This window comes from Bradyrhizobium sp. SOJA106, assembly GCF_059448745.1.
Genome location: NZ_CM182549.1, coordinates 4669702 through 4695891, shown reverse-complemented (window position 1 = coordinate 4695891; position 26190 = coordinate 4669702). Strand labels below are relative to the sequence as shown.

At 64.6% G+C, this 26190-nt stretch carries 31 protein-coding genes; 14 read left to right on the top strand and 17 right to left on the bottom strand.

What is annotated here, in order from left to right:
- Positions 1 to 37: 37 nt before the first annotated feature.
- Complete coding sequence (locus AC5V87_RS21710) at positions 38 to 1891, bottom strand: potassium transporter Kup (RefSeq protein ID WP_456843332.1); 1854 nt, start codon at positions 1889 to 1891, stop codon at positions 38 to 40.
- A gap of 194 nt (positions 1892 to 2085) precedes the next feature.
- The gene (locus tag AC5V87_RS21705; protein WP_456838358.1) at positions 2086 to 2343 is read right to left on the bottom strand and encodes a hypothetical protein; all 258 of its coding nucleotides are present in this window, start codon (positions 2341 to 2343) and stop codon (positions 2086 to 2088) included.
- A gap of 259 nt (positions 2344 to 2602) precedes the next feature.
- Between AC5V87_RS21705 and coaD the strand changes: the two genes are divergently transcribed.
- From coaD to queA, 5 genes are all read left to right on the top strand, one after another.
- Positions 2603 to 3100, top strand: coding sequence for a pantetheine-phosphate adenylyltransferase (coaD, locus tag AC5V87_RS21700; protein WP_495367712.1), 498 nt, complete (start codon positions 2603 to 2605; stop codon positions 3098 to 3100).
- A gap of 37 nt (positions 3101 to 3137) precedes the next feature.
- Positions 3138 to 3725 carry a peptidylprolyl isomerase gene (locus AC5V87_RS21695; protein WP_456838360.1) on the top strand — a complete coding sequence of 196 codons (588 nt, stop codon included), beginning with the start codon at positions 3138 to 3140 and terminating at the stop codon, positions 3723 to 3725.
- Between the two features lie 8 nt (positions 3726 to 3733).
- A complete protein-coding gene (locus AC5V87_RS21690; protein ID WP_495367711.1) occupies positions 3734 to 4159 on the top strand; it encodes a UCP034077 family protein in 426 nt (141 codons plus the stop codon).
- Positions 4156 to 4620, top strand: coding sequence for a peptidylprolyl isomerase (locus AC5V87_RS21685; protein ID WP_194461990.1), 465 nt, complete (start codon positions 4156 to 4158; stop codon positions 4618 to 4620). Before AC5V87_RS21690 ends, AC5V87_RS21685 begins: the two co-directional genes overlap by 4 nt.
- A 100-nt stretch (positions 4621 to 4720) precedes the next feature.
- Complete coding sequence (gene queA, locus AC5V87_RS21680) at positions 4721 to 5794, top strand: tRNA preQ1(34) S-adenosylmethionine ribosyltransferase-isomerase QueA (RefSeq protein ID WP_495367710.1); 1074 nt, start codon at positions 4721 to 4723, stop codon at positions 5792 to 5794.
- Between the two features lie 95 nt (positions 5795 to 5889).
- Here queA and AC5V87_RS21675 read toward each other — a convergent pair whose 3' ends face one another.
- From AC5V87_RS21675 to AC5V87_RS21660, 4 genes are all read right to left on the bottom strand, one after another.
- Entirely contained in the window at positions 5890 to 6927 is a 1038-nt protein-coding gene (locus AC5V87_RS21675) for an aspartate-semialdehyde dehydrogenase (protein WP_495367709.1), read from the bottom strand.
- A 216-nt stretch (positions 6928 to 7143) separates the two neighbouring features.
- Positions 7144 to 7746 carry a PepSY domain-containing protein gene (locus AC5V87_RS21670; RefSeq protein WP_495367708.1) on the bottom strand — a complete coding sequence of 201 codons (603 nt, stop codon included), beginning with the start codon at positions 7744 to 7746 and terminating at the stop codon, positions 7144 to 7146.
- A gap of 251 nt (positions 7747 to 7997) precedes the next feature.
- Positions 7998 to 8747, bottom strand: a complete 750-nt coding sequence (locus tag AC5V87_RS21665) for a TetR/AcrR family transcriptional regulator (protein WP_495367707.1) — start codon at positions 8745 to 8747, stop codon at positions 7998 to 8000.
- Positions 8748 to 8877: 130 nt separating this feature from the next.
- A complete protein-coding gene (locus tag AC5V87_RS21660) occupies positions 8878 to 10035 on the bottom strand; it encodes a patatin-like phospholipase family protein (protein WP_456838366.1) in 1158 nt (385 codons plus the stop codon).
- Between the two features lie 219 nt (positions 10036 to 10254).
- Here AC5V87_RS21660 and tgt point away from each other — a divergent pair, with 219 nt between their 5' ends.
- On the top strand, positions 10255 to 11403 hold the full coding sequence (tgt, locus tag AC5V87_RS21655; RefSeq protein WP_495367706.1) for a tRNA guanosine(34) transglycosylase Tgt: 1149 nt from the start codon (positions 10255 to 10257) through the stop codon (positions 11401 to 11403).
- Positions 11404 to 11415: 12 nt separating this feature from the next.
- Here the strand turns inward: tgt and AC5V87_RS21650 are convergent, their stop codons facing one another.
- Positions 11416 to 11634, bottom strand: coding sequence for a hypothetical protein (locus tag AC5V87_RS21650; RefSeq protein ID WP_456838368.1), 219 nt, complete (start codon positions 11632 to 11634; stop codon positions 11416 to 11418).
- Positions 11635 to 11855: 221 nt separating this feature from the next.
- Here AC5V87_RS21650 and cysK point away from each other — a divergent pair, with 221 nt between their 5' ends.
- From cysK to ltrA, 3 genes are all read left to right on the top strand, one after another.
- On the top strand, positions 11856 to 12845 hold the full coding sequence (gene cysK, locus AC5V87_RS21645) for a cysteine synthase A (protein ID WP_456838369.1): 990 nt from the start codon (positions 11856 to 11858) through the stop codon (positions 12843 to 12845).
- Positions 12846 to 12848: 3 nt separating this feature from the next.
- Positions 12849 to 13088, top strand: coding sequence for a BrnA antitoxin family protein (locus AC5V87_RS21640; protein WP_172783722.1), 240 nt, complete (start codon positions 12849 to 12851; stop codon positions 13086 to 13088).
- Positions 13089 to 13741: 653 nt separating this feature from the next.
- Positions 13742 to 15121, top strand: a complete 1380-nt coding sequence (ltrA, locus tag AC5V87_RS21635) for a group II intron reverse transcriptase/maturase (protein ID WP_456837647.1) — start codon at positions 13742 to 13744, stop codon at positions 15119 to 15121.
- 97 nt (positions 15122 to 15218) lie between these two features.
- Here the strand turns inward: ltrA and AC5V87_RS21630 are convergent, their stop codons facing one another.
- Positions 15219 to 16646 (bottom strand): caspase family protein, encoded by a 1428-nt coding sequence (locus AC5V87_RS21630; RefSeq protein WP_456838370.1) that lies wholly within the window; start codon positions 16644 to 16646, stop codon positions 15219 to 15221.
- 202 nt (positions 16647 to 16848) lie between these two features.
- Positions 16849 to 17724 (bottom strand): DMT family transporter, encoded by an 876-nt coding sequence (locus AC5V87_RS21625; protein ID WP_495367705.1) that lies wholly within the window; start codon positions 17722 to 17724, stop codon positions 16849 to 16851.
- Between the two features lie 147 nt (positions 17725 to 17871).
- Between AC5V87_RS21625 and AC5V87_RS21620 the strand changes: the two genes are divergently transcribed.
- A complete protein-coding gene (locus AC5V87_RS21620; protein WP_495367704.1) occupies positions 17872 to 18270 on the top strand; it encodes a RidA family protein in 399 nt (132 codons plus the stop codon).
- A gap of 52 nt (positions 18271 to 18322) precedes the next feature.
- On the opposite strand, the gene AC5V87_RS21615 is transcribed toward AC5V87_RS21620, so the two are convergent.
- The 3 genes from AC5V87_RS21615 to AC5V87_RS21605 form a co-directional block, all read right to left on the bottom strand.
- The gene (locus tag AC5V87_RS21615; protein WP_456838372.1) at positions 18323 to 18868 is read right to left on the bottom strand and encodes a hypothetical protein; all 546 of its coding nucleotides are present in this window, start codon (positions 18866 to 18868) and stop codon (positions 18323 to 18325) included.
- The gene (locus AC5V87_RS21610; protein WP_456838373.1) at positions 18813 to 19163 is read right to left on the bottom strand and encodes a hypothetical protein; all 351 of its coding nucleotides are present in this window, start codon (positions 19161 to 19163) and stop codon (positions 18813 to 18815) included. The genes AC5V87_RS21615 and AC5V87_RS21610 overlap by 56 nt, the downstream gene beginning before the upstream one ends.
- A gap of 229 nt (positions 19164 to 19392) precedes the next feature.
- A complete protein-coding gene (locus tag AC5V87_RS21605) occupies positions 19393 to 19980 on the bottom strand; it encodes a formyltransferase family protein (protein ID WP_456838374.1) in 588 nt (195 codons plus the stop codon).
- A gap of 204 nt (positions 19981 to 20184) precedes the next feature.
- On the opposite strand from AC5V87_RS21605, the gene AC5V87_RS21600 reads away from it, so the two are divergent.
- Both AC5V87_RS21600 and AC5V87_RS21595 read left to right on the top strand, forming a co-directional pair.
- On the top strand, positions 20185 to 20463 hold the full coding sequence (locus AC5V87_RS21600) for a hypothetical protein (RefSeq protein ID WP_456838375.1): 279 nt from the start codon (positions 20185 to 20187) through the stop codon (positions 20461 to 20463).
- Between the two features lie 337 nt (positions 20464 to 20800).
- Entirely contained in the window at positions 20801 to 21034 is a 234-nt protein-coding gene (locus tag AC5V87_RS21595) for a hypothetical protein (protein ID WP_456838376.1), read from the top strand.
- 4 nt (positions 21035 to 21038) lie between these two features.
- On the opposite strand, the gene AC5V87_RS21590 is transcribed toward AC5V87_RS21595, so the two are convergent.
- From AC5V87_RS21590 to AC5V87_RS21575, 4 genes are all read right to left on the bottom strand, one after another.
- Positions 21039 to 21341, bottom strand: coding sequence for a hypothetical protein (locus AC5V87_RS21590; RefSeq protein ID WP_011087444.1), 303 nt, complete (start codon positions 21339 to 21341; stop codon positions 21039 to 21041).
- A gap of 103 nt (positions 21342 to 21444) precedes the next feature.
- Positions 21445 to 23490 carry an acetoacetate--CoA ligase gene (locus AC5V87_RS21585; protein ID WP_456838377.1) on the bottom strand — a complete coding sequence of 682 codons (2046 nt, stop codon included), beginning with the start codon at positions 23488 to 23490 and terminating at the stop codon, positions 21445 to 21447.
- 79 nt (positions 23491 to 23569) lie between these two features.
- Entirely contained in the window at positions 23570 to 23794 is a 225-nt protein-coding gene (locus AC5V87_RS21580; RefSeq protein ID WP_027559254.1) for a hypothetical protein, read from the bottom strand.
- A 128-nt stretch (positions 23795 to 23922) separates the two neighbouring features.
- A complete protein-coding gene (locus AC5V87_RS21575; protein ID WP_456838378.1) occupies positions 23923 to 24240 on the bottom strand; it encodes a hypothetical protein in 318 nt (105 codons plus the stop codon).
- A gap of 37 nt (positions 24241 to 24277) precedes the next feature.
- Between AC5V87_RS21575 and AC5V87_RS21570 the strand changes: the two genes are divergently transcribed.
- Together AC5V87_RS21570 and AC5V87_RS21565 are read left to right on the top strand one after the other, a co-directional pair.
- Positions 24278 to 25363, top strand: coding sequence for an AI-2E family transporter (locus tag AC5V87_RS21570; RefSeq protein WP_456838379.1), 1086 nt, complete (start codon positions 24278 to 24280; stop codon positions 25361 to 25363).
- Positions 25364 to 25470: 107 nt separating this feature from the next.
- Positions 25471 to 25863, top strand: coding sequence for an NUDIX hydrolase (locus tag AC5V87_RS21565; RefSeq protein ID WP_235546306.1), 393 nt, complete (start codon positions 25471 to 25473; stop codon positions 25861 to 25863).
- A 61-nt stretch (positions 25864 to 25924) separates the two neighbouring features.
- Here the strand turns inward: AC5V87_RS21565 and AC5V87_RS21560 are convergent, their stop codons facing one another.
- Positions 25925 to 26164 carry a hypothetical protein gene (locus AC5V87_RS21560; RefSeq protein ID WP_495367702.1) on the bottom strand — a complete coding sequence of 80 codons (240 nt, stop codon included), beginning with the start codon at positions 26162 to 26164 and terminating at the stop codon, positions 25925 to 25927.
- Positions 26165 to 26190: the final 26 nt, after the last annotated feature.

Genomic DNA, 26190 nt, shown 5'->3' with positions numbered 1-26190 from the left:
GAGCATTGTCCGTTCGCTATCGGCCATTCGCCATTCGCTAGATCTCCAGCTCCGTACCGAACTCCACCACCTGCCTGGTCGGCACGCCGAAGAATGCGGCGGAGCGTTCGGCGTTGCGCTGGAGGAAGGCGAACAGGCCTTCGCGCCACACCCACATGCCAGGCACGTCCTCGCGCGGGATGATGGTCTCGCGACCGACATAATAGGTGACATCGGCGAGATCGATGCCGGGCAGCTTGCCTTGGCGGCAGACGAGCCCCAATCCCTCGTAGATCGTGGGGTTCTGCATGAAGCCGTAGTGCAGGATGACGCGTGTGATGCCGGGGATGATCTCGATCACCTCGGCGCGCTCCTCGTCCGGGATGTGCGGAGACTCCTCGATCAGCACCGTCACCAGCAGCACGCGCTCGTGCAGCACGTGGTTGTGCTTGACGAACTGGGTCAGCGCGAGCGGCACGCCCCGTGGCGCGGACGCCAGGAACGCGGCGGTCCCGGGCAACCTGGCGCGGCACTTGTTCACGGCGGTCTCGATCAGGTCCTCCTCGGGCTGGCGCAGCCGGGCGCGCGCAGCTTCGACCAGCTTCACGCCAGCACGCCAGGTCAGCATCAGGAAGGCCACGAGGCCGGCGAGCAGAAGCGGAAACCAGCCGCCCTCGAATAGCTTGATCGAGTTCGCGGCGAAGAAGATCAGATCGATGACGAAGAAGAAGCCGTTCACAGCCACGACGAGCCAGGGCGAAAAGCCCCACTGGATCGCGACCAGTGCGGCGAGCAGCGTGGTGATCGCCATCAGCAGCGACACCGCGATGCCATAGGCCCCGGCGAGAGCGTCCGAGGAGCCGAAGCTCAGGACCGCGCCCAAGGTTGCGGCCGCGAGCAGCCAGTTCACCAGCGGCACGTAGATCTGGCCGATCGCGTCACTCTGGGTGTGGCGGATCTGCATGCGCGGCAGGAAGCCGAGCTGGATCGATTGCTGGGTCAGCGAGAACACGCCGGAGATGATCGCCTGCGAAGCGATCACGGTCGCCACGGCCGAGAACGCGACCAGCGGATAATGCAGGGCGTCGGGGCAGAGCTGAAAGAACGGGTTCTCGATCATCGCGGGATCGGTGATCAGCAGCGCGGCCTGGCCGAAATAGTTCAGCACCAGCGCAGGCAGGCAGATCGCAAACCAGGCGAGCCGGATCGGCAGGCGGCCGAAATGGCCCATGTCGGCATACATCGCTTCGCCACCGGTCACCGCGAGGAAGGCGGCACCGAGGATCGCGAACGAGACGTGGAAATCCTGATGAATCAGGAAGTCGAACGCGTAGAGCGGGCTGAGCGCGGCCAGCACGGCCGGGGCCTTGATGATGCCGTGGATGCCGAGCGCGGCCAACACCGCGAACCAGGCCAGCATCACCGGGCCGAAAATGCGGCCGATGAAGCCGGTGCCCTGCTTCTGCATGATGAACAGGCCGACCAGGATGGCGATCGTGATGGGCACGACAACAGGCGAGAGCGAAGGCGCGTCGACCTTGAGGCCTTCGATGGCTGATAGCACCGAGATCGCCGGCGTGATGGCGCCGTCGCCATAGAGCAGAGCGGCGCCGATGAGCCCGACCACAAGCAGATGCGCGCGCCAAGTGCCCGGCTGGGCGTGCCGGGCATGCAGCAGGGCCAGCAGCGCAACGATGCCGCCTTCGCCGCGGTTGTCCGCGCGCAGGATCAGCAACGCGTATTTCAGTGAGATGATCAGCAGCAGGGCCCAGAGGATCAGCGATGCAACGCCGAGGACCGCCTCGTGACTTAGCGTTCCGCCATGAGCCGCCGCCTTGGCGGCTTCCTTAAGCGCGTAAAGAGGGCTGGTGCCGATATCGCCATAGACCACCCCAAGGGCGCCCATGGTCATGGCAAGCGGCAGCGGATCAGGATGGTGGCCGGAGGCGATTGCGGGCGTACTGGACAATGGCGACCCCCTGATGGGATCGCGCCCGGCGGGCCAGTCCGACGGACGCGAACATCAGACAGTCTGCGACGAGACGTCGCAAATATCCATGAAATTTATATCAGGAAGCCTCCCTGACGCGGAGCTGACAACCGCAATTAGGGCGTGCGGTCGGCGGTCACGAGGCGCGCCTCGCGGACATTGGCCTTGGTGCCGGCGCGGCGCAGGCACGAGGCTTCGAAGTTCGGCCAAGCCTGCTGCGAGCAGTCCTTGCCGATGGTGCGGATATCGAGACGGTCGCTCTTGGCAAGCGGCTGCGGGACGCTGGCCTCGACGGTCGGGGCAAAGCCGGGCAGGAGGGTGAGGGCGGCAGCAACACACGCAGCAACACCGATGGCCGAGATGGTCTTGATCATTGACGGTCCCCTGTGATGCGGCCGCGACGCCCGGTTGTGCGGCCCGCCGTTTGTTGGGCGGATTAGTAACCATGGCCAGTTTCCGGACGTCTTCGCGGAAGCCGGAAATGGTTTCGTTCCCGCTCCGTTTTGTTTCGTGGCCGCCCCAAGGACGAAACAAACGAGCCGCTGCCGACAGGATAGGCCGCAGAATCCGCAGCGAACGGGCAGGGGACCTGCCCGGCTTGCCGGGCCGGGCCGGGCGCGGTAGGACGTGGCTATGCCGCGCATTGCGTTCTACCCCGGTTCCTTCGACCCCATCACCAACGGCCATCTGGACGTGGTCCGGAGCAGCGTCCTCTTGTGCGACCGGCTGGTGGTCGCGGTGGGGATCCATCCCGGCAAGAAGCCGCTGTTTTCGAGCGAGGAGCGGCTCAAGATGCTCCATGACGTCTGCGGGCCGGTGGCAGCCCAAGTCGGCTGCACGCTCGAGGCCGTGACCTATGACGATCTCGCGGTCACCGCGGCGCGCAAATACGGTGCGACCATCATGATCCGGGGCCTGCGCGACGGCACTGACCTCGACTACGAGATGCAACTCGCCGGCATGAACGGCACCATGGCGCCCGAGGTGCAAACTGTCTTCCTGCCGGCCTCTCCGCTGGTGCGCCCGATTACCGGCACATTGGTGCGTCAGATCGCCGGCATGGGCGGAGATGTCTCGGCCTTCGTCCCGCCGCTCGTTGCATCCCAGCTCAAGGCAAAATTCGCCGGATAACGGCGCGCTTTTTCATCTCACCTGATCCGGAGTTTCCATGATCCGTCGTCTCGCAATTCTTGCCACGATGTTCGTCGCGCTCGTGGCCGTCCCCTGGGGCACGGCGCCGGCGATGGCGCAGCAGCTGCCGGCCAATCTCGACAAGGCCAATGCGCTGGTCATCGACACCACCAAGGGCCGCATCGTGATCAAGCTGCGCACCGACATCGCGCCCCAGCACGCCGAACGCCTCAAGCAGCTGGCGCGCGAAGGCTTCTACAACAACGTGCCGTTCCACCGCGTCATGGACGGCTTCATGGCCCAGACTGGCGACGGCCAGAACGGCAACGGCACCGGCGGCTCGAAATATCCGAATCTGAAGCAGGAATTCTCCAAGGTGCATTTCGCGCGTGGTATCGTCGGCATGGCCCGGCGCGGCGACAGCGTCGACAGCGCCAACTCGCAGTTCTTCATCATGTTCGCCGATGGCGGCAGCCTCGACGGCCAGTACACCGTAATCGGCGAGGTGGTGCAGGGCATGGACGTCGTCGACAAGCTGAAGAAGGCTCCGCCCGGCTCGCCCGGCGGCACCGTCACTGATCCCGACAAGATGGTGAAGGTGCAAGTCGCCTCCGACATCAAGTAGCCGAGGTGATGGCGCGCCGCGGCGACAGGCTCGTGTTCGCTGCCGCGGCGCTGCTGCTTGGCACTTGTGGCGCGGCCGCGGAGGACGCGCAGGTCAACACCATCAAGGAGGTCTTCGAGCACTTGCGGACCTGCTGGAAGCCGCCGCCGCCGACCAAGGCTCGCCCACTCGACATCACCGTCGTCGTGAGCTTTAACCGGTCCGGAAACATTCTGGGCCATCCGAGGATTACCTATGAATCCGCGGAGGCCTCCGACAATGACCGGCTGCAATACCGGATCGCGGTGATGGAGGCGTTGCAACGCTGCACGCCGATGCCATTTACCGATGCAATGGCCGGCGCCGCCGCGGGACGTCCATTCGCGATCCAGTTCCGCAACCGCAAAACGTCACCTGACAAGACTTCACCTCCAACACAAGAGAGACGAGCATGAGCGTCACCGAAAACACCCTTATCCTCGAGACCACGCAGGGCCCCGTTACCATCGAGATGCGGCCTGACCTCGCGCCCGGCCATGTTGCGCGCATCAAGGAGCTGGTCCGCGAAGGATTCTACGACGGCATCGTGTTCCACCGTGTCATCGAGGGCTTCATGGCGCAGACCGGCTGCCCGCACGGCACCGGCACCGGCGGCTCCGGCAAGAAGCTGAAGGCCGAATTCAACAAGGAGCCGCATGTGCGCGGCACCGCCTCGATGGCGCGCGCCGCCAACCCCGATTCCGGGGACAGCCAATTCTTCATCTGCTTCGACGATGCTCGTTTTCTCGACAACCAGTACACGGTGTGGGGCAAGGTCACCGAGGGCATGGAGAACGTCGACAAGATCAAGCGCGGCGAGCCGGTGCAGAACCCCGACAAGATCGTCAAGGCGCGGATGGCCATCGACAAGGAGTAAGCATGTGTCGTCGTTCCGGGGCGGCTCGTAGAGCCGAACCCGGAACCTCGAGATTCCGGGCTCGCGCCTTGCGCGCCCCGGAATGATGCCATAGCGGACCATGCGCACCGACCTCTTCGATTTCGACCTGCCCGCCGAGCGCATCGCGTTGCGCCCGGCGAGCCCGCGCGACTCCGCGAAGATGCTGGTGGTGGAGAACGGCGCACTGCGCGATCAGACCATCGCCGATCTGCCGCAATGGTTGAGGTCGGGCGACCAGCTCGTCGTCAACGACACCAAGGTGATCGCGGCGCAATTGAAGGGCCGCCGCATCGGCCGCGAGACCGAGCCGAAGATCGAGGCGACGCTGATCAAGCGGCTCGACGGCTCGCGCTGGCAGGCGCTGGTGAAGCCGGCGAAGAAGCTCACGGCCGGCGACCGCATCCGCTTCGGCAACGAAGGCAAGGTCTGCCTGCTCGGCCATCTCGATGCCGAGGTCGAAGCCAAGGGCGCCGAGGGCGAGGTGACGCTGTCGTTCTCGTTCCACGGGCCCGCCCTCGACCAGGCCATCGCCGATCTCGGCAGCCCGCCGCTGCCGCCCTACATCGCCTCCAAGCGCACGCCGGACGACCAGGATTTTACCGACTACCAGACCATGTTCGCGGCCAACGAAGGCGCAGTCGCTGCTCCCACCGCGGGGCTGCATTTCACCCCGGCGCTGGAGCAGGCGCTGCACGCGCGCGGCGTCGGCGTCAACCGCGTCACGCTGCATGTCGGGGCAGGGACGTTCCTTCCCGTGAAGGCGGACGACACCGAAGGCCACAAGATGCATGCCGAGTGGGGCACGATCTCGGCCGAGACGGCCGAGCGGCTCAACAGCGCGCGGAGAAACGGCGGCCGCATCGTGGCTGTCGGCACCACGTCATTGCGGCTGCTGGAGAGTGCGGCCAGCGAGGACGGCATCATCCGGCCGTTCGCAGCGGAGACCTCGATCTTCATCACGCCCGGCTACCGCTTCCGCGCCGTCGACGTGCTGATGACGAATTTCCACCTGCCGAAGTCGACGCTTTTCATGTTGGTGTCGGCGTTTTCGGGGCTGGAGACGATGAAACGGGCCTATGCACACGCGATCGCGAGCGGCTACCGATTCTACTCGTATGGCGATGCGTGTTTGCTGTTTCGGGCAGAGCCGTAGGGTGGGTTAGCAAGGCGTAACCCACCACTTCTCCATCCCGTGGACACTAAAGAGGTGGATTACGCCTTCGGCTAATCCACCCTACGCACTTTCTGTTACGCCATCACTCGCTGCGGCAAGAGCTCGGCGATCTGCACGGCGTTCAGCGCCGCGCCCTTGAGCAGCTGATCGGCGGCCACGAACATCGAGATCGAATGCCCACTGGGATCGCTGAGGTCCTTGCGGATGCGGCCGACCAGGACGTCGTCCTGTCCCGACGCGTCGATCGGCATCGGGAAGTAGTTGTTGGCGCGATCGTCGACGATCTTCACGCCGGGCGCCTGCGCCATGATGGCGCGGACCTGGTCCTCGGTGATCGGCTTCTCGCATTCGAAGGTGATGGCCTCGCAATGCGCGCGCAGCACCGGCACGCGGACGCAGGTGACGCCGATGGCGATCTTGTCGTCCTCGAAGATCTTGCGGGTCTCCTTGATGACCTTGGTCTCTTCGTCGTTGTAGCCGGTTTCAGGGTCGATGGCCGTATTGTGGTTGAAGAGATTGAAGGCGTAGGGATGCGGCATCACCTTGGGCGTATAGACCTGCCCGTTGAGGTTGGCGCGGGTGGATTCGACGAGCTCCTCCATCGCGGCGGCGCCGGCGCCGGAAGCCGCCTGGTAGGTCGAGATGATGACGCGCTTGATGCGGTTCTTCTGGTGGATCGGCCAGAGCGGCACCAGCGCGGTGATCGCGGCGCAGTTCGGGTTGGCGATGATGCCCTTCTGGTCGCGAATGCGGCCAGCGTTGACCTCGGGGATGACGAGCGGCACGTTCGGATCCATGCGGAAGGCGGAGGAGTTGTCGACGACGACGGCGCCTGACTTGACCGCGATCGGCGCGAACGTCTTGGAGATGCCACTGCCGGCCGAGAACAGCGCGATGTCGACGCCCTCGAAGGCGCGCTCGGTCAGCTCCTCGATGACGATATTCTGCCCTCGGAACGACACCGTCTTGCCGGCCGAGCGGGCGCTCGCCAGCGCCTTGAGCTTGCCGACGCGGAAGCCGCGCTTGTCCATGGTGGCGATGAATTCGGCGCCCACCGCACCGGTGACGCCGACAATCGCGACGACGGGATCGTTACTCACTGTGTCCTCCATTGAGATCGATTGAGACAACAAAAAAGCCCCGGACCATCGAGGGCGGGGCTTCGGTCGAGCTGATGCGTTTTAGTCGACGACTACGCGCGCACGCCTCCCCGGGCCCCGAAGGCCGTGGTGGTTTTGGTCGTGCGTTTGGTGGTCGTGAACATGGCGGCGACTTATGCGGGAGAGTCTTGCGCCCGTCAATGGCTTTTCGGCGGGATTGTGGCGGAGTTATTTGGCCCGGGTGCCGGGTGGCTCGAGGGTGACCTCCTTGAGGTCGTCGCCGCTGACGACGACGATCGAAAAATTCAGCCGACCGCGTTCGCGGATCAATCCGCCGCTGATCGCCTTGCCCGAGGCTGCACGCTCGGCAACGCGTACCGCATCCGCAAGGCGGTGCCTGATCGCGCCGAGCGCTGCGAGAGTATCGCGGTCCTCGAGGTCGAGCTCGGCAAGGGGGAGGGCGGCCTCGCCGCCGACGAGCTCGCCGGTCCTCGCATTGATGGTGTGGCGCCAGATCCGGTCGTTGTGCACGGTCTTGACCCGATACACCGGCACGCCGGAGCCGCCGTCAAAACTCACATCCGCGGTGGTTGCGCCGGCGTGACGGGCCTCGGCAATTGCCATAGCCTGGCTGATCGAGATCGACGAGCTGCGAAAGCGCTCGATCTCGCGGCTGACCGCTTGGCGATCGGCCTCGGCATCACCATCTGTTTCGCCGCGAAGGGCCGTTGGCGTGCCCGTGGTCACGGTCGCCTGTACCGGCGCTGCGAGGAGCAGCGTGGGCAAGGCGATGGCAAGCAGTTGCGAGGTCCATCGTTTGGCTGTCGTCATGCGCGAAACCCTCGGCCAGCGAGTGTGCCGGATGATCGTAAAGAATTCGCGGCCGACCTTGGGCATCGGCCGGCCGCGGAGCGTCGTGGCGGGCTGTACCCGTCGCGGCGATCTGGGCGATACCGACCTCTTTGGGGGCTGGTGAAAAAAGCGGTCCGTCTCACCTATAACTAAACCATACCGTATCGTTTCATTTCAGTCAATGGCGAGGGTGCGTTCTCCAGGGGATAGATCGCAAGCTCACGTAATTGTCAGCGGGACGACGGGCGCCGCCGCGGCGTCCCCTTTGGGGCATCCTGGACGCGGTCGGCAGGGCCGAGCGCACCGGCCAGGAACAGCTTGATGGCGGCGCGCATGCGCTTCTCGGCGGCCTTCAGTTCCAGCGCCGTTCCGAACGTCGCCATGCGGTGGGTGTGACCGGCAACGACGTCGAGGAATACTTCCGCTGCGATCGTCGTGTCCTCGAGGTCGAGCGCGCCTTGCGCCACAAGATGGTCGAAGAAGCGCGCCGTGGTGGCGACCGCCTTGAGCCAGCCTTCCTCCTTGCCGAGCTTGGCAACGTCGGGGAAGTTGATGGCCTGCGACGTCATCATGCGGCTGAAAGCGACAGCGTCGGGTCCGCAAGTGAAGGTCAGCATTTCGCGCCCGATCTCGACCAGGCGCTGCTCGACAGAAATATCCGAGGCGCTGGAGAGCTGCGTCTCAGCCGCCGCCGACAGCGGTGCAAGCCAGCGCTCGATCTCGCGCCTCAGCACGGCGGCAAACAGGCCGCGCTTGTCGCCGTAACGGGAGTAGACGGTGGGCTTGCTGACCCGCGCGGCTTCGGCCACGGCATCGAGCGAGGTCGCATCAAAGCCGCGGTCCAGGAACAGGCGGGTGGCGACCTCGATCAGCCGCTGGTCGCGCTCGATCGCAGCGGTCTTGGTCGGCCGACCGCCGCGCGATTTCGGCACCTCGCGCCGCGCCGTTGCCGATCGTGTCCTGGTCGCAGTCAATCCCATGCCCGTTGATTCCTGCGCGTTGCCTGTCATTCGCTCTATATCGCGCAGGAGCGAAGGCGTCATTGCGAATCTGGCCGAATTGGCCGTATCGTCAACGGTCTCGATACGACCTCGTTCCGTCAAGACGTGCTCATGGGAGCGTCGAGGTCCAGGCCTGGCCGGACGCGGCCTTGTCATATCCGTACTGGTACAGCGCCCGCATATAGCCAGTGTCGAACCCTTCCGACGGCGGCGCGGGATAATCGCGCGCTATGTAGGAGAGGTGGAAGCCGAGGCGGTTGCGTTTGGCGAAATCGTAGGTTGAGAAGATGATCGAACGCGTCTGCGACTGCGTGATTGCCGATAGGCTGCGCGAGGCGACATCGATCGTGCTGTTCGACACCAGCTCGAAGTTGCGTTCGATCTTCTTGTTGACAAGGATATAGATGTCCATCTTCGCGGTGCCCGGCAGGCGACTGCTCTGGAACAGCAGGGCCTCCGGCAGCGTCAGCACCGGGGCCGTCACCCCGCCGTCGACATGCATCTCCTGAAATTTGCGGCCCTGGCCTTCGGCGTCGATCATGATCGGCGGAAACACGAGCGGAATGCTGGCGGAGGCCGCCATCACGTCGCGAAACAGCTTGAGCGCCTCGGGCGTCCCGACCGCGGCGATCTTGCCCATGTCCCAGATCGCGGTCCGCTGGGTGTCGAGATCGGTCGTGACCACCAGCAGCCTTCGGCCCTTGGCATTTTCGCGCGCGACCTGCGCCAGGATCTCCGGCCCGACATAGCGGGCGACCAGCTCGCGCAGCCGCGTGTTGCCGAACAGGCCCGATCCGAACAGCACGCGCATGATGCTGGGGTCGTTCAGGAGGCTCTCTGCGATACCGCTGGTGTAGACCTCTTTCAGCGTGTCGTCATATTGCGACCCGAGGAACGCGAAAGGCGCGATCAGTCCGCCGGTGCTGACACCCGAGACGACCGAGAAGGTCGGACGGGTTCGGGCCGCGGTCCAGCCGTTGAGCACGCCGACGCCATAGGCGCCGTCGGCGCCGCCGCCCGAGAGCGCCAGATAGGTTTTCGTGGCGGTGCTGGTGTCCTTCTCGAAGCTGAATTTCGTGACCGGCTCGTCGGCGTAGCGCCTGAGGCCGTCGATATCGAGCACGCGCGATGAGCTGGCTTCAGCTGCCGTATAGGGCGTGCGGGGCAGGGAGGTGCAGGCCGCGAGCGCCAGGCTGCATGTCAGGGCCATGGCGCCGGTCAGGCGGGCGCTTGTCTGCCTGATCCAGCCGCGCGCGGGGCCGGACATCTCGGTCGAACATGAAGCGGGGAGCATCGTCGGTGGCTGGCGATCACGCATCTACAGCCGCCGGCAACCCTGCCGCGGCATCTCGTCCAGCCCCAGGTAAAACTACACTGTATCGTTTTATTTAACAAGCGCGGCGCGTGAAATATCCGCGCCCATTCTGTCCCAGTCTGGAGCATGGGCGGGTTGATCGGCATCCCCCGACACGCAATAAGCACGGCCATGAATCTTCCGGACACAGGTCTAGCCAATTATTTCGAACTGCTCGCCACCGATGGGGCCGCACGCACCGGGCGCCTGACCACGCCGCACGGCGTGGTGCGCACGCCCGCCTTCATGCCGGTCGGAACCGCCGGCGCCATGAAAGGCATGCATTGGCGCGAGGTGCGCGAGGCCGGCGCCGACATCGTGCTCGGCAACACCTATCACCTGATGCTGCGTCCCGGCGCCGAGCGGATCGCAGCGCTCGGCGGCTTGCAGAAATTCACCGGCTGGAATGGGCCGATGCTGACGGATTCCGGCGGCTTCCAGGTGATGTCGCTGGCCGACTTACGCAGGGTCAGCGAGCACGCCGTGACTTTCCGCTCGCATATCGACGGCGCCAAGGTCGAGCTGTCGCCGGAGCGCTCGATCGAGGTGCAGCGCTTCCTCGGCTCCGACATCGCCATGCAGATGGACGAATGCGTGCGGCTGCCGGCCGAGCGCGACGACATCGAGCGCGCGATGCGGCTGTCGCTGCGCTGGGCCGAGCGAAGCAAGCGCGCTTTCGAAAGTGCGCCCGACGGCTACATGCTGTTCGGCATCGTCCAGGGCGGCGACATCCCGCAGCTTCGTCACGCGAGCGCACAAGGCCTCGTCGAGATGGGTTTTCACGGCTATGCGATCGGCGGCCTCGCCGTCGGCGAGCCTCAGGCGGTGATGCTGGCGATGATCGACGAGACCGCGCCGGCGCTGCCGATCGACCGGCCGCGCTACCTGATGGGCGTCGGCACGCCCGACGACATACTGGAGGCGGTGAAGCGCGGCGTCGACATGTTCGATTGCGTGATGCCGACGCGCAATGGCCGCCACGGCGTCGCCTTCACGCGCTTCGGCCAAGTCAATTTGCGCAACGCACGCCACGCCGACGATCCGCGCCCGCTCGATGAGGAGAGCCCCTGGCCGTCGGCGCGCAACTGTGCGCGCGCCTATCTGCATCATCTCGTCAAGGCCGGCGAGACGCTGGGGGCGATGCTGCTGTCCGAGATCAATATCGCCTACTATCAGTTCCTGATGCAGGGCATCAGGAACGCGATCGCACACGGAACGTTCGAGGAGTTCTATCAGCGTACGCGAGAGGACTGGGCGAGGGGCGATATTGCCCCGCGCTGAGACGATCAACGGTCAATTGCAGACGATCCGCTGCTTGACGGCATGCTTGGTCACGAAACCATAGCCGCAATTGTCGCAGGTCCAGAGGTACGAGATCATGTGGTCCGAGACGTAGGCGGATGCTTCGGCGGCGACCATGGAGTCGGCGCAGACCGGACAGGTGGGCAACTCGCTACAACGCGGTTGGCGGTGATGCGCGACGGTCGACAACACTTCAGCAACTGCTGACATCGCGGTGACCTCCCTGCTTTGAGACCTAAGTCTAACATAAGCAGAATCAGTTGACGAGGTCGCAACACAAATGCGTTGGTTTTCTGCTAATTACAGCTCACGCGATTTTGCGATGCAGCGTATTTAACATGTGCCGCATTGTCGCTTGCGTGCCGTCGCAAGGTGTCCGCAACTGCGCAAGAGCTGCGAAAGAAGTGTATTGTCGCCACAGGGAGTTCATCATGGACGCATCGTCCGAAAAGGCTGCAATGACGGGTGCAGCGCACCAACCCGGCCGCGGCCGGATCTATTCTTCGATCGTCGAGGCTTTTGGCGACACGCCGATCGTGCGCTTGCGCCGCCTGCCGGGCATGCACGGCGTGAACGCGACCATTTTGGCAAAACTTGAATATTTCAACCCTGCCGCGAGCGTGAAGGACCGCATCGGCGCGGCCATGATCATCGCGATGGAGAAGGCGGGGATCGTCAAGCCCGACACCGTGCTGATCGAACCGACCTCCGGCAACACCGGCATCGCGCTCGCTTTCGTCGCCGCTTCGCGCGGCTACCGGCTGAAGCTGGTGATGCCGGAATCGATGTCGATCGAGCGGCGCAAGATGCTGGCCTTTCTTGGCGCCGAATTGGTGCTGACGCCGGCCGCGCAGGGCATGAAGGGCGCGATCGCGACCGCCGAGGAGCTCTTGAAGACGACGCCGAACTCGGTGATGCCGCAGCAGTTCAAGAACCTCGCCAATCCCGAGGTGCATCGCCGCACCACTGCGGAGGAGATCTGGAACGACACCGGCGGCAACATCGACTTCTTCGTCGCCGGCGTCGGCACCGGCGGCACCATCACTGGCGTCGGCCAGGTGTTGAAGCCGCGCAAGCCGTCGCTGCGCGTCGTCGCGGTCGAGCCGGAGGAGAGCCCGGTGCTGTCGGGCGGCCAGCACACGCCGCACAAGATCCAGGGCATCGGCGCGGGCTTCGTGCCCGACATCCTCGACCGCTCGGTGATCGATGAGATCGTGAAGATCAATTCGACGACCGCCATCGAGATCTCGCGCGCGCTGGCGCGGCATGAGGGCATTCCGGGCGGCATCTCGTCGGGCGCGGCGATCGCTGCGGCGCTCGAGATCGGCAAGCGGCCGGAAGCTGCGGGAAAAACCATCCTCGCGGTGGTGCCGTCGTTCTCCGAACGTTATCTTTCGACGGCTCTGTTTGAGGGAATCTAGGACATGGCGGATCAACCGAGGCGGCCGCGCACGCTGGGTGACGCGCGGACCGAGGCGGAGGCAGCGTTCAAGAAGGTGACGGCCAAGGTCGCCGCGCCACCGCCGAAGCAGAACGCCGTCCCCGGCATCAAGGAGCAGGTCACACTGCGCATCGACCAGGACGTGCTGGAGTTCTTCCAGGAAGGCGGGCCGGGTTGGCAGGACCGCATCAACGAGGCCCTGCGCAAGGCGGCGGGGAAGTAGCGGCCCGCTCGGGCGTCCGTCTGTCCGCAGGAAGAGGCGTTCGCGTGCGGCGCTCGCGATGATGGAGATGCTAAAGCGCGATGAGATTTGGATGAATCGTCATCGCGCTTTAGGTTGTTGTTTGCGCATGATCTTTCCGGAAAACCGCTTCGCACTTTTCCGGATCATGCTTTAAGCGCGGACCAAAGAAAAAGCCCGGCGCGAGCCGGCCCCGGCGCGAGCCGGGGTTTGTGTTGTGTGCCGAGTATGAACGACAGCTTGGAGGTGGAAGTCCTCTATCCAGCCTGATGGCGGCGAAGGATTAGCGAAGCGCAAGGGCGTCACCGCGAGGTGGGGTCTGAAGAAAGCGTGGAGCAAAGCCGCGGCCCGATGGACAAACACCGGATAACGAGGCCTACCCGGCCGGACGAGCGAGCAACTGATCGCGAAGTCCAGGGTCATCAAGGGTCGGGGTGGTAAATTCGGCGGGCGCGCGGTGAAGGCGGTCGGTCTTACCTCGGGAGGTCTGCGTTGTGTCCCGGCAACGGGACTGAGGTCGTCGTAAGGCGGCCCGACCGCAGCGCAGAAGTCAGCTGAGGGCATAGTAGGTGGCGTGTGCCGCCGAAGGCCCGAACGGTGGAAGTGGTTAGTAGAGCAACGATCTCGCGCGAGCCATGCGGCAGAAGAATCAGGTCGAACTGAACTTGGGCACCGGAGCAGGCGGTGAAGCCGCAAGCTCCGCCGCCGGAGAGACCGAAGCAAGCGCGGTGAGAGCCAGCCTCGAACGCCCGGCGGTCGCAGGACCGTCGATGGAAGTAGTCGTCGAGCGTGAGAATCTGCAAGCAGCATTGGCGCAAGTGAAGCGCAACAAGGGTGCGGCAGGCGTCGATGGGATGACCGTCGGCGAGCTATCGGCCTATCTGAAGGAGCACTGGCTCACGATCCGCGCCCAGTTGCTTGACGGCACCTATAAGCCACAGCCGGTGCGGCGGGTGGAGATACCGAAGGCGTCGGGCGGCCTGCGGCCGCTCGGCATCCCGACGGTGCTCGACCGCTTCATCCAGCAGGCGGTGATGCAGGTGTTGCAGGCAGATTGGGACGGAACGTTCTCCGAGGCGAGCTTCGGCTTCCGGCCGACCCGCTCGGCGCATCAGGCGGTGGAACGGGCGCAGACCTACATCGCATCCGGTTACGCCGTCGTCGTCGACATCGATCTGGAAAAGTTCTTCGACCGGGTCAACCACGACATCCTGATGGGGCTCATTGCCAAACGGGTCGCTGACAAGCGCCTCCTCAAGCTCATCCGTGGCTTCTTGACTGCGGGTGTGATGGAGGCAGGGCTGGTCAGCCCGACGGAGGAGGGTACGCCGCAAGGCGGACCGCTCTCGCCGCTGTTGTCGAACCTGATGCTGGATGTGCTGGACAAGGAACTGGAGAAACGCGGCCATCGCTTCGTGCGCTACGCCGACGACTGCAATATCTATGTACGCAGTCAGAAGGCGGGCGAGCGGGTGTTGGCCGGCCTCGAACGGTTCCTCGAAAAGCACCTCAAGCTCAAGATCAACAAGGCCAAGAGTGCGGTCGCCAAACCGAGCGTTCGCAAGTTCCTGGGCTTCAGCTTTACCGGCGGAAGTGAACCACCGCGACGGCGCATCGCGCCGCAGGCGCTCGCCCGCTTCAAGGTAAAAGTTCTGGAGCTGACGCGACGCACGTGCGGTCGAAGCCTCGTGCAGATTACCAAGGAGCTGTCAGCCTACCTGATCGGGTGGCGCGGCTACTTCGGCTTCTGCCAAACCCCGTCGGTGTTGCGCGTGCTTGACCGGTGGATCAGGCGGCGGCTGCGCGCCGTCGTCTGGAAGCAATGGAAGTATGGACCCGCTCGCTTCGCCGAGCTGCGACGCCGTGGCGTCGGCCGGGATCTGGCAGCGCAAACTGCCGGCGCCCCGCATGGCCCTTGGCGGCTCGCGAACAGCCCCGCGCTTGCCATTGCTCTGCCAAACAGCTTCTTCGCTTCGCTCGGCTTGGCTTCCGTCACGGGACAGTGGCCTGCATAATCCGCCGAACCGCCGTATACGGACCCGTATGTACGGTGGTGTGGGAGGGGAGGAGTCGCGAGACTCCCCCTATCCCGATTCGCGCAAAGGCCTCGCCTTAGCGCCGGAACATGCCGCCCATCATGCCGCCGACGACGCCGCCGACGAAGGCTGCGCCGGCCGCATCACCGGGACTGCTGCGCTGGGGAGCCGGTGCCGGCGCGCTGCTGCCTGCCGGGGCGCTGGCACGGCGGGCCGCCTTCTGGCTGTTATCGCTTGCGGTCGGCGGCGCGGCCACGACTTCGGCGAGCAGGGCCTTATGCTGGGGCTTGTTCAGATAGCCCGACGAAGGATAGCCGCGCGCGGCCTGCCAGCGCTTGATGACGGACCGGGTTTCCTCGCTGAACACGCCGGTCTGCTTGGTGTCGAAGCCAAGCCCGGTCAGGCGGCGCTGCACATCGCGGCGCTGATTCTTGTCGAGGCCGATCTGGTCCTCGGTGAGCTGAGAGGCCTCATCGGTGAAGGCTGCGGGATCGACACCAGCATTGAGCGTGCGGCTCGTGGTCGACGGACCGCTCTTGATCGCGGCAAGCCGCGCCAGTGCGAGCGCCTTGAACTGGCCGTTCGGATAGGCCGCCAGATAGGCGTTGAGCTCTTCCGGCTTGTTGCTTTCCTTGACCGAGCGCCAGTATTCGAGCTCGACGCCGTCATTGCTGCCGCTCGCCGCCGGTACGACGCTGGAAGCTGTGGGAGCCGCGTTGACAACCTGGGTCGTCGGAGCCTGGTTGAGATAGACCGCGCCGATCAGGTTGGTATGGCCCCAGGGCAGCTGGCCCTTGTGGGTCTCTTCGTTGACCTGAGCGCGCACCGACGTCATCGCCTGCTGGATCTCGACGCCGGGCTTGGTGATGTTGTCGATCAGCGCGCGGGTGAACGGGCTGTTATTGCCCTCCTGGCCGTCGAGCGCGGTCTGGCCGGGGCCGGTGGCGAACGCGATCAGCGTGCCTTCGCCGGACTTCATCTCGGCAAGACCGCTCTGCACGTTGACGCTGCGGGTCGCCGAGTTCGACTTGATCTTGGCGGCGAACGGATTGTCGCGGCAGGCATCGAGGAACACGAGCTTGACCTTGGCATCGCCCATGGTCTGCTCGAGCGTCAGGTCGATGTTGATGGCGGCGCCGAGCTTGACGTCCATCTCCGACTTGATGTCGGCATCGACGGGCAGGAGATAGTTGGTGCCACCGACAGCAATGCCATGGCCGGCATAATAGAACAGCGCGATGTCGGAGCCCTGCGCCTTGCGGCCGAAATCGAGCAGCTTCTCCGTCATCTGGTCGCGGCTGAGATTGGATCCTTCGATCACCTCGAAGCCGACGTTGCGCAGTGTCGCCGCCATAGCCTTGGCGTCGATCGGCGGGTTCGGCAATTGCGCGACGTTCTTGTAGGAGCCATTGCCGACCACGAAGGCGACACGGCGATCAGCCTTCGCAGCAGTGACCGACAGGGCCATGCACATCAGCGAGACGAGGAGGGTGAGATAGCGCATCTGAAATCCCCAGAATCGAATTGCAGGCAGCAACAAATCGACAGCGAACCTACACGAAGTGCCCGACTTCGCGCCACCAGAACGGCGGTACGATCCATTCAACCCGTTGCTGTGTGGCCGAATGTGCACGATGGAGGGCTCCTCCAACGTGATCCAAATCACGCTCGACCACTTTGTTTGGTCGCGCGAGGCCGCGCGGGGTTCACTGCGCGCGGGCGGGAACGGGCGAAGCCGGCTTTAAATTCAAGAGATTGCCGCAGAGGATCAACGCGGCGCCGAGCACGGTCCAGGCATCGAGCCGTTCGGAATAGAGCAGCCAGCCGGCGGTCGCGGTCAGCGGAACCCGCAGGAAGTCCATGGGAACCACGATCGTCGCGTCGGCGTAGCGGAGCGCGCTGGGGAGGCAGTAGTGCGAGAATGTGCCGCAGACCCCGATGACCAAGAGCCAGCCCCAAAGGGTGGCTGACGGCCAGGTCCAGACATAGAGCGTCGGCAGCAGGCCTACGACAAACTGCACCACGGTCATCCAGAACAGGATCGACAATGCGCTCTCGGTCCGGGTCAGCGATTTCGCCAGGATCATGGAGATGCTGAAGCCGATTGCGGCTCCGAGCGCGATCATCTGGCCCGGATTGATCTCGCTGGCGGCGGGACGCACAATCATGACGACGCCGACGACACCCAGCACGACCGCGGCGATCTTCCAGACGGTCATGCGCTCGGACAGGAAGGTTGCGGCCATCAGCGCGGTCCAGATCGGCATGGTGAATTCGATCGCCACCACCTGGCCGATCCCGATCAGCATCAGGGCATAGAACCAGCCGAGCTGTGCGAAATAATGGGCGCCGTTGCGGGCGAGGTGCTGGGGCAGGCGTTCGGTCGCGACGGCCTTGAAGCCACCGCTGCGGTAGATGATCGGCAGCAGCAGCGCGAACCCGATCACCGATCGCACTTCGATAATTTGGAAGACATTGAGCTCGCGCGTGGCCTCGCGCCCGGCCACCGCCATGACCAGCATCAGCGCTAGCCAGCCGGCCATCCAGAATGCGGCCATCGTTTTGGACGGTGTCGGGGGCATCGGCGGCGCAGGAGATCGAACGTGAGGGGACCCCCGGTATCGGCGACATCGGCACCGTTTGCAACGGCCAAATCTGCGGATGCAGCGATGCAGGATGTCGTGCTAAGGCTTAGGTGAACAACGACAAGAAACGGGAGAATGTCGCTCATGCGTATCTTGCAGCCGGCCGAATGGAAAAAACCGCGCGGCTTTTCTCACGGCGTCGAGGTGGATGGGCCGGGCCGCTGGGTGGTGCTGGCCGGCCAAACCGGGGGCGACGAGGCCGGCAATTACGCGCCCGACATGGCGGCGCAGGTTGCGACCGCGCTGAAGCGGATCATCAAGCTCCTGGGCGAGGCGGGCGCCGGCCCCGAGCACATCGTCCGACTGACCTGGTACCTGACCAGCCGCAGCGAATATGAAGCTGCGGGCGCCGGCATCGGCGCGGCCTGGAAGGAGACGCTCGGGCGCAATTTTCCGCCTTCGACGCTGCTCTATATCGGCGGTCTCGTCGACGAGCGCGCCAAGGTCGAGATCGAGGTCACAGCGTTCGTGCCCGTCGCATAAAAAAATCGACCCGGCGCCGACGCCCGGGTCGATTGTCGTGTCACTGACTGGCTTACTTCGACAGAGTGATGGTGGCACCGCGGAACTGGCTGTCGGCGCGCATCGCGACGCTCTGCTTGTTGCCACTCGTCTTCAGAGAAATGTTGGCATTGAAGCCGGCGGTGGAGGCGACCAGCTCGTAATTGCCGCCGGCGCCACGACCCTGCAGCGATCCCGAGATGTTGCGGCTGGCCTCGGACCAGCTGCCGGCGATGGCACCGCCTTCAGCCCTCACGTTGGCGCCGAGGTTGAACTTGTAGGCGTCGCTGGCGCAGGTCAGCGACATCTCCATGGTGGGGCCGATGGGGGCGTATTTGGCCCGGCAGCGGATCCGCTCGGTCGAGCCGTCGTCCAGCGTGACAGTGCCGGCACCGCTCCACGTGCCAGCCAGCGGAGCAAACGGGCCGGACTGAGCTTTGCCTTCAGAGTTGGCCAGCCCCGCCGCAAACAAAACGGCGGCCGCGATCAGCAGCCGCCGGTTTCTGGCGCGAGCCTCGATAGGTTTATTGGCGCGATGCTTCCCACCGCCCGCTGCACGGTATGCCTGCAGATGCTCCATTCCACTTCCCCGATCCGGCGTTGCCGTTGAGTTGACCGTTGGCATATGCACCATTGATCGAAACCTTCACAAGTCCCCCGCTGCCGATGGTGCCGGAAACGTTAGCGCCGGGCGCGCTGATCTTGCCGTCGGCGACAGTGAGCATGGAGCTTGCGGTGGGCTCGCAGGAGCCGGTCTTGGTCACAATGGTGACGTGCCAGTTGCCGTCGTAGGGGCTCTGGGCGAAAGCGGGAGCGGCGAGGGTGCCGGCGACAACTGAAGCGGCACAGAACGCCGCGATGCGACCAAAACGCATGAATTCCGTCCTTGAATATATCTGAGATGCTGACCTTTATTCGGACGAAATGTGACGGAAATTTGTTGCAACGCCAAACCGAAAATTGTTCCTGTGGAAGCAACGATTTATTTGGGTTTTCGGCTCCAGTTTTTGAAGCAAAATCAATGCGGCCTCACGTTAATTATAAACGTGAGGGAGAGACTCAACGCGGGGACTTCGGGGCCGGCCTGTTTAAGGTAAAGCCTGTCTACGAAAGGCTTGGCGCCGAGGTCGCGAACTGCTCGTCCTGGACCTTGGCCGGCAGCGCCTTGTGGACCTTGGCATAATCGATCACGTCGGCCAGCAGCTTGAGTCCAAGCGGGGCGAGGGCGCGCTCCCAGAGCTCGCGGGCGGTCTCGCCCTTTTTCACGAAGCACCAGTCCTGGGCCGCGATGGCGCCGGCGTCCATGCGGTCGGCAAGATGATAGATCGTGCCGCCGGCGATCGGATCGCCCTCCTTGATGGTCCATTCCACCGCGGCCTTGCCACGATGCCGCGGCAGCAGCGAGGGGTGATAGCCGATCCCGCCCAGCTTCGCCGCAGCGAGGGCGTCCTTGCCGACCCGGGCATGACTGTGCGCGGTGATGATCAGATCGGTGTCGGGGGCGATCTCGGAGGCGACCACCAGCTTCGGATTGGCCTGCACCGCCACCTCAATCCCGGCCGCCTTGGCGGCCGCAGCGAGGCGGTCCTCCGCGTCGGCTACCACGACCCGCACGACCCCAACGCCGTGCTCCCGGAGCATGTTCAGGGTGGTCACGCCGAAATGGCGGGAGCCGACAAGGGTAATGCGCATGGGTGTCAGATCTCTCTCGCAACTGCGTCATACTCCCGATAACACGCTGGAGCATCCTGTCACCACCTACGAGGCATTAGGGCCGGTTATCAACAATGCGTCGGCGAGGGCTGCGCCGAACTCGGCGATTGCGCGGCCGTCCGCACCAGTGTTTCCAGCGGTGTGCTTCTGTGGGCGCACCCCAAAACGGCCAGGAGCGAGCGAATGCGAAGCGCGTGGTTAGTTGTTCTCGGTGCATTGAGTGCGGCTCCGGCACAGGCGGGGCCGTACCCCGTGGTGCCCCCCGAGATCGGGGTCGCGCCGTTCATTGGTCCGACCTGGGATGCCTATCGTTGCACCGAAGGGATGCCGTATAATTTCTACCACGGCTCCTATTACGGCGAGGAGCCGCCGGCAATCCATCGCGGCTACGCCTATCGGCCGTATTACCGCTACAGCGCCTATCGCAAATGGCCGCGCAAGTATTTTTGCGTGGTCGATTAAGCGTTGCCGCGCGGCCACGATCGGACGGCAAATGCGGATGCGCCGGTTCCTGTGTTGCTTTTCAGACAGAAGACCTTTCCGGCTTGCCGCTAGGCTCGCGTCCGCCGGGGCTGGCGACATTTCAATCCGGATCCCTTTTCGAACCCGGCTTTGGCCGCTGGCGTGATCGCCAGCGGCTTTTTCATGCCGCGCACCACGAAATCATCGGACGGTAACACGTTTTCAACCTGGCTGTCGTATCGACGAATCCGTCGCGGATTTGTATTGCGTACCGCGACACCAAAATGTCCGGCCGGCGCGGGTGCGCCGCGCGGGCATTTTTGCCGGGACCGATGTCATGCCGAGCGCAATCGAGCAGATCGTGGACGCCTATGTGCGGCTGAAGAATCGCCGTGGGCTCGACGAGCTGATGCTGCACAGGCAGCGGCTCGCGGTCGATCTGAAGAGCAGGTCGGGCTACGATTTCAGCCGGCCGATCGAAAAGATTGACGAGGAGATCGCGATCATCGAGGCGGGTATTAGCCGGCTGAAAGCCGGCGATTCCGCCGCATCAGGCAGCCAGCTAGCCTGACCGATTAGTCGCGCCGGCCGCCGTCGATGACGGTGAACAGCGGCCGTGCGGGGGTCGGCTCGACCAGCAATTCCTCCACCAGGGCGGTGGCCGCATCGACATATTTGCGCGTCGGCTTGTCGAGCTCGCGTTTCGCTTCGTCGTCGAGCGCGACCTTGGCGGCCTCGACCAGCTTGCGCATCCGCGCCGCATGATCGTCGCCCGCCGTCAGCGTCGCGCGCGCCAGCGAGCGAAGCACGAACAGCTCGCCCTCGAGGCGGAGCAGGCGATCGTTGAGCCTGGTGAGGACTGCGTTGAGGTCGGCCATGGCGAGTGTGTTCGTTGCTGAGATCCATCCTGATCTAGCCGCGATCGGTGAACGGATTCCAAATGTAGTCGGCGCAATTGGGCCGATCTTTCGGACCGACGGCCTACGCCGCGGTCCGCGCGAGATATTTGCGCGCGAATTCCAGATACCAGTCGAGGCAGGCGGGATTGGCCATCGCCTCCTTGTTGATGACCTTCGCGACGGGCTGGCCGAGCAGCAGCTTCTTGATCGGCAGCTCCTGCTTCTTGCCGGACAGCGTGCGCGGAATCTCGGCGACGGCAAAGATCTCGTTCGGAAGGAAGCGCCGGGAAAGGCTGGCTTCGATTGCCTTGTTGATCTTGGCCTGCATCGCGCCGTCAAACGTCACACCTTCGCGCAGCACCACGAACAGCGGCATGTAGCTGTCGCGGCCGAGATATTCGAGGTCAACGACGAGGCTATCGAGCACCTCCGGCAGCGCCTCGATCGCGGAGTAGAGCTCGCTGGTGCCCATGCGCAGGCCGTGCCGGTTGATGGTGGCATCGCTGCGGCCGTAGATGATGCAGGAGCCGTCCGGATTGATCTTGAGCCAGTCGCCGTGCCGCCACACCGGCCCGCGGCCGCTGCCGTCGAAATTGTCCGGATAGGTCTCGAAATAGCTGGAGCGATAGCGCGCACCGTCCTTGTCGTTCCAGAAATAGAGCGGCATCGACGGCATCGGCTCGGTGCAGACGAGCTCGCCGACCTCATCGATGACGGCACGACCCTGTTCGCTGAAGGCTTCGACTGCCGCGCCGAGCAGGCGGCATTGCATCGCGCCCGGCGTCTGCGGCAATTCGCGATTGCCGCCGATGAAGGCGCCGGCGAAATCGGTGCCCCCGGAGATGTTCGCCCACCAGATATCGGCCTGCGCCTTGCTGCCGTTGGTCTTCGACAGCGCCGCGAAGCGGTCGTTGAACCAGGCTTGCGTGTCGGCACTCAGCGGCGAGCCGGTCGAGCCGAGGCAGCGCAGCCGTGACAGATCGCCGGCGGCGGCAAGGTCGATCTCGGCCTTGGCGCAATTGGCGAAGAACGCCGCGCCGGCGCCGAAGAAGGTCGCTTTCGACTGCGCCACGAAGCGCCACAGCGTGGCCCAATCCGGCTTGTCCTTGGCGCCGCCGGGGCTGCCGTCGAAGATGCAGCAGGTGGTGCCGCTGAGCAGGCCGCCGACCTGGCTATTCCACATGATCCAGCCGGTCGACGAGTACCAGTGATAGCGTTCGCCGAAAGAATTCTCGTGATAGGAGCAGCCGATATCGTTGTGCAGGCCGAGCAGCGCCAGCACCACGATGACGATCCCGCCATGGCCGTGCACGATCGGCTTCGGCAGGCCGGTGGTGCCACTGGAATAGACGATCCAGAGCGGATGGTCGAACGGCAGCCACATCGGCTCGAACGCGTCGACGGCGGCTCCGGTCGCTGCGAGAATATCGGACAGCAAGGCGTCAGCGGCACCAGCGCCGGCCTCGCTGTGCAGGATCACGTGCTCGACGGTCGTTAACGATCGCCGCAGCTCGGCCAGCACATCGCGCCGATCGTGCTTGCGCCCGGCATAGGTGACAGCATCGCAGGCGATCAGCACCTTGGGCTCGATCTGCTTGAAACGATCGATCACGGCGGGTGCGGCCATGTCGGGCGCGCAGACACTCCAGACCGCGCCGATGCTCGCGCTGGCGAGAAATGCGATGATGGTGTCGGGGATGTTGGGGAGGTACGCCGCGACGCGGTCGCCCGGCTTGACGCCCTTGTCCTTAAGATGCAGCGCGAGTGCAGCCGCTTTGCGCCGCAGCTCCGGCCAGCTCGTCTCCGTGAGCTTGCCGTCCTCGCCGCTGCTGACGATCGCGGGCAGGCCGGCGGCTTGCGCCGCTTCGACGTGCCGGAAAACCTGCCGGGCATAGTTCACTTGCGCGCCGGGAAACCAGACCGCACCAGGCATCTTGCGCTCGGCGATCACGGTTTTAAATGGCGTCGGCGATTGCAGATCGTAATAGTCCCAGATGCTGCGCCAGAAGGCATCGAGATCGCGCACCGACCACTGCCGCATCTCCTCGTAGCCTGCGAAGCTGAGGCCGCGCTGCGTGGCGAGCCAGTTGCGGTAGAGGGCGATCTGGGGAACGAAGGGAGCGGTCATTGCGTCTCGGCTTCAGCTGCGGGGAGGCTCAATCTAGCCGGTGCCGCAGAGTAGCAGAAGCCGCAATTCGCGCACGCTGTCAGGCGACGCCGGCCCAGCGCCGTCCGAACACGGGCGGCTTGGTCTTCACAGCCTGCCAGCCGAAGAAGTGATGCTTGCCGGACCAGCTGTGCACCACACCGCTGCAGATGCTGCATTTGAAGCTGCCGGAGTGCGCTTCGGCGTGCTCCTCGCGTGTCGCAGTGTAGTTCATGCTGCAACCCGCACAGGTGAACTCTTCGATCGTCCAGATGCTGTTGGCCATTGCACGGAATGTTTCTTGGGACCTCGACCCACGATAGCCACTGGCATTTGCAGCGGCGTAAACCGGCGACCGGAAATCCGGTTAACGGGCGTTAGCCAAGCGCGGACGCGCGGCGGCTCGCGGCAAGTTCACTCGGCCCGGCCGCGCATGTCCCGGTCGATCCGCATCTCTACGCGCCTGATGGCGAGCAGCGCCAGGCTGCCTTGCACCCGACCGGACCGGACCTTTTCGCCAATGGTGTAGGCATAGCGCCAATAGCCGGGCGCGCCGTTCCGTCTCAGCGAATAGTGGACGCCGCGGTGGATTCCCGCGTGTGTATCGGGTTGCCTGGGAAGGGGCGCCATCAACCCGGAATGCGGATGGGCCCGATGCGTTCCTAGTCGCCGGGGCAGGCCGGTCGTCTTGACGCCGGTGGCGCGGCTGGCAATAACGCCAGGGTTGCGCAAGTCTGGGGAACCCCGCGTTCATGCCGCAAGGAAGGTCGTGCCCGTGAAAACCCTCCGTCAGCTCCTGACGGGAGAGGACATCATCCAGCTCCTGATCCGGGTCGTCCTGCTCGGCCTGCTGATCATCTGGACCTTCCTGATCATTCGCCCGTTCGTGCCGATCCTGGCCTGGAGCGGCGTGCTCGCGGTCGCGTTCTATCCGGCGTTCAGCTGGGTCGCCAAAGTCCTGGGCGGCCGGCCCAAGACCGCGGCTGCGATCCTCACTGTGATCACGCTCGGCATCGTCATTGGACCGGCGACCTGGCTCGGCATCAGCGCGGTGGATGGCGTGCGCGAGCTGGCGCGCCAGCTCGGCACCGGCGATCTCGCGCTCCAGTCGGCGCCGGAGCAGCTTAAATCGTGGCCGCTGGTCGGCCCGTGGCTCTATGATCTCTGGGAGCAGGCCTACAACAACATCCGCGCGGTGCTGCGCGAGGTGGCGCCGTATCTCCAGCCGCTGGCGGGGCCGCTGTTGTCGCTCGCCGGCGATGCCGGCGTCGGCACGCTCCAATTCCTGGTCTCGGTGTTCGTGGCCGGCTTCCTGTTTCCGCACGGGCCGCGGCTGGTCGCGGCAGGCCGCGGCTTCCTGTTTCGCATCGTGCCCGAGCAGAGCGAGCATTTCCTCGAGCTCGCGGGCGCGACCATCCGCGCCGTGGCGCAGGGCGTGATCGGCGTCGCGATCGTGCAGGCGCTGCTCGCCGGCATCGGCTTCAAGCTCGCGGCGGTGCCGAGCGCGGGCCTGCTCGCCTTCATCGTGCTTCTGCTCTCGATCGTTCAGATCGGCGCCTTCCTCGTGCTGCTGCCGGTCATCATCTGGATCTGGACCGCCAAGGACGTCACCACGGCGCTGCTGCTCACCGTGTTTCTGGTCCTGGTCGGCTTCATCGACACCATGCTGAAGCCGCTCGTCATGGGGCGCGGCCTGACCACGCCGACCATCGTGATCTTCGTCGGCGTGATCGGCGGCACGCTTGCCCACGGGATCGTCGGCCTGTTCATCGGTCCGATCATCCTGTCGGTCGCCTGGGAGATGATGATGGCCTGGATCAGGACCGAGGACCGGGTGGAGGCGGGCGAGGGCTGAGTGCCCCGCAAGGCTGTGATCAATGTCCCCGCCGAACTTGTCTATTGACCTAGACAAGTTACGATAGGCGAGATTCTGGTTGTGAGCCGCGATAATCTACGAAAGTAATGGCCAAGTCTTCCAAGCTGGTCGCCGCCAAGCGCGGCAAGGTTTTGCTGGTCAGACGGCGATCGGACGGTCTGTGGATGTTCCCGGGCGGCCGCAAACGTGCGCGCGAATCCGACAAGGACTGCCTGCGGCGGGAGATCAAGGAGGAGCTGCCCAAGCTCAAGCTCGGCAGGATCAGCCTCTGGAAGGAAGTGACCGCCAGGAACAAGCGCTCCGGCCGCAAGATGAGCGACGCGATCTTCATCGCCAAGAACGCCAAGGGCAGGCTCGCGATCGGTGACAAGAACGAGATCGACCGCGCCGCCTGGCAGAAGCCGCGCGGCATCCGCCTGACCGCGACCTCGCGCTACATCCGCGATCGCCTGTTTCCCAGGAAGCGGTCGCGCCGGTAGCGGCGCGGCTGCGACAAATCGCCTGCGCCAAGGGCGCGGGCGCCAATGCGATCATCGGCTGCTATTGCTTGGCCGCCATCATGTCGAGGCAATGATTGAGATAGGCGGTGCGATCTCGCGGCAGTACCCTCTCGAGATCCGCCTTCATGGCGCATTCGCGCTGTCGCAACTGCTCGGCGCGACGCTTCTCGGCGGCTTCGCGGTATTCGGGGGCAACCTTGTTGGGATCCACCAGCGGCTGTGTCCGCGCAGGCGCCGCAAAAGACAGTGCAATGGCCGCAACGACAATGAGCTGTTTCAAATGAGCCTCCTTGAAAAGCCCGATCC

Excerpts from the sequence above, each read along its gene's own strand:
- AC5V87_RS21710 (WP_456843332.1), bottom strand. The coding sequence starts at position 1,891 with ATGACCATGGGCGCCCTTGGGGTGGTCTATGGCGATATCGGCACCAGC.
- AC5V87_RS21705 (WP_456838358.1), bottom strand. The coding sequence starts at position 2,343 with ATGATCAAGACCATCTCGGCCATCGGTGTTGCTGCGTGTGTTGCTGCC.
- coaD (WP_495367712.1), top strand. The coding sequence starts at position 2,603 with ATGCCGCGCATTGCGTTCTACCCCGGTTCCTTCGACCCCATCACCAAC.
- AC5V87_RS21695 (WP_456838360.1), top strand. The coding sequence starts at position 3,138 with ATGATCCGTCGTCTCGCAATTCTTGCCACGATGTTCGTCGCGCTCGTG.
- AC5V87_RS21690 (WP_495367711.1), top strand. The coding sequence starts at position 3,734 with ATGGCGCGCCGCGGCGACAGGCTCGTGTTCGCTGCCGCGGCGCTGCTG.
- AC5V87_RS21685 (WP_194461990.1), top strand. The coding sequence starts at position 4,156 with ATGAGCGTCACCGAAAACACCCTTATCCTCGAGACCACGCAGGGCCCC.
- queA (WP_495367710.1), top strand. The coding sequence starts at position 4,721 with ATGCGCACCGACCTCTTCGATTTCGACCTGCCCGCCGAGCGCATCGCG.
- AC5V87_RS21675 (WP_495367709.1), bottom strand. The coding sequence starts at position 6,927 with ATGGAGGACACAGTGAGTAACGATCCCGTCGTCGCGATTGTCGGCGTC.
- AC5V87_RS21670 (WP_495367708.1), bottom strand. The coding sequence starts at position 7,746 with ATGACGACAGCCAAACGATGGACCTCGCAACTGCTTGCCATCGCCTTG.
- AC5V87_RS21665 (WP_495367707.1), bottom strand. The coding sequence starts at position 8,747 with ATGGGATTGACTGCGACCAGGACACGATCGGCAACGGCGCGGCGCGAG.
- AC5V87_RS21660 (WP_456838366.1), bottom strand. The coding sequence starts at position 10,035 with ATGTCCGGCCCCGCGCGCGGCTGGATCAGGCAGACAAGCGCCCGCCTG.
- tgt (WP_495367706.1), top strand. The coding sequence starts at position 10,255 with ATGAATCTTCCGGACACAGGTCTAGCCAATTATTTCGAACTGCTCGCC.
- AC5V87_RS21650 (WP_456838368.1), bottom strand. The coding sequence starts at position 11,634 with ATGTCAGCAGTTGCTGAAGTGTTGTCGACCGTCGCGCATCACCGCCAA.
- cysK (WP_456838369.1), top strand. The coding sequence starts at position 11,856 with ATGGACGCATCGTCCGAAAAGGCTGCAATGACGGGTGCAGCGCACCAA.
- AC5V87_RS21640 (WP_172783722.1), top strand. The coding sequence starts at position 12,849 with ATGGCGGATCAACCGAGGCGGCCGCGCACGCTGGGTGACGCGCGGACC.
- ltrA (WP_456837647.1), top strand. The coding sequence starts at position 13,742 with ATGCGGCAGAAGAATCAGGTCGAACTGAACTTGGGCACCGGAGCAGGC.
- AC5V87_RS21630 (WP_456838370.1), bottom strand. The coding sequence starts at position 16,646 with ATGCGCTATCTCACCCTCCTCGTCTCGCTGATGTGCATGGCCCTGTCG.
- AC5V87_RS21625 (WP_495367705.1), bottom strand. The coding sequence starts at position 17,724 with ATGCCCCCGACACCGTCCAAAACGATGGCCGCATTCTGGATGGCCGGC.
- AC5V87_RS21620 (WP_495367704.1), top strand. The coding sequence starts at position 17,872 with ATGCGTATCTTGCAGCCGGCCGAATGGAAAAAACCGCGCGGCTTTTCT.
- AC5V87_RS21615 (WP_456838372.1), bottom strand. The coding sequence starts at position 18,868 with ATGGAGCATCTGCAGGCATACCGTGCAGCGGGCGGTGGGAAGCATCGC.
- AC5V87_RS21610 (WP_456838373.1), bottom strand. The coding sequence starts at position 19,163 with ATGCGTTTTGGTCGCATCGCGGCGTTCTGTGCCGCTTCAGTTGTCGCC.
- AC5V87_RS21605 (WP_456838374.1), bottom strand. The coding sequence starts at position 19,980 with ATGCGCATTACCCTTGTCGGCTCCCGCCATTTCGGCGTGACCACCCTG.
- AC5V87_RS21600 (WP_456838375.1), top strand. The coding sequence starts at position 20,185 with ATGCGAAGCGCGTGGTTAGTTGTTCTCGGTGCATTGAGTGCGGCTCCG.
- AC5V87_RS21595 (WP_456838376.1), top strand. The coding sequence starts at position 20,801 with ATGCCGAGCGCAATCGAGCAGATCGTGGACGCCTATGTGCGGCTGAAG.
- AC5V87_RS21590 (WP_011087444.1), bottom strand. The coding sequence starts at position 21,341 with ATGGCCGACCTCAACGCAGTCCTCACCAGGCTCAACGATCGCCTGCTC.
- AC5V87_RS21585 (WP_456838377.1), bottom strand. The coding sequence starts at position 23,490 with ATGACCGCTCCCTTCGTTCCCCAGATCGCCCTCTACCGCAACTGGCTC.
- AC5V87_RS21580 (WP_027559254.1), bottom strand. The coding sequence starts at position 23,794 with ATGGCCAACAGCATCTGGACGATCGAAGAGTTCACCTGTGCGGGTTGC.
- AC5V87_RS21565 (WP_235546306.1), top strand. The coding sequence starts at position 25,471 with ATGGCCAAGTCTTCCAAGCTGGTCGCCGCCAAGCGCGGCAAGGTTTTG.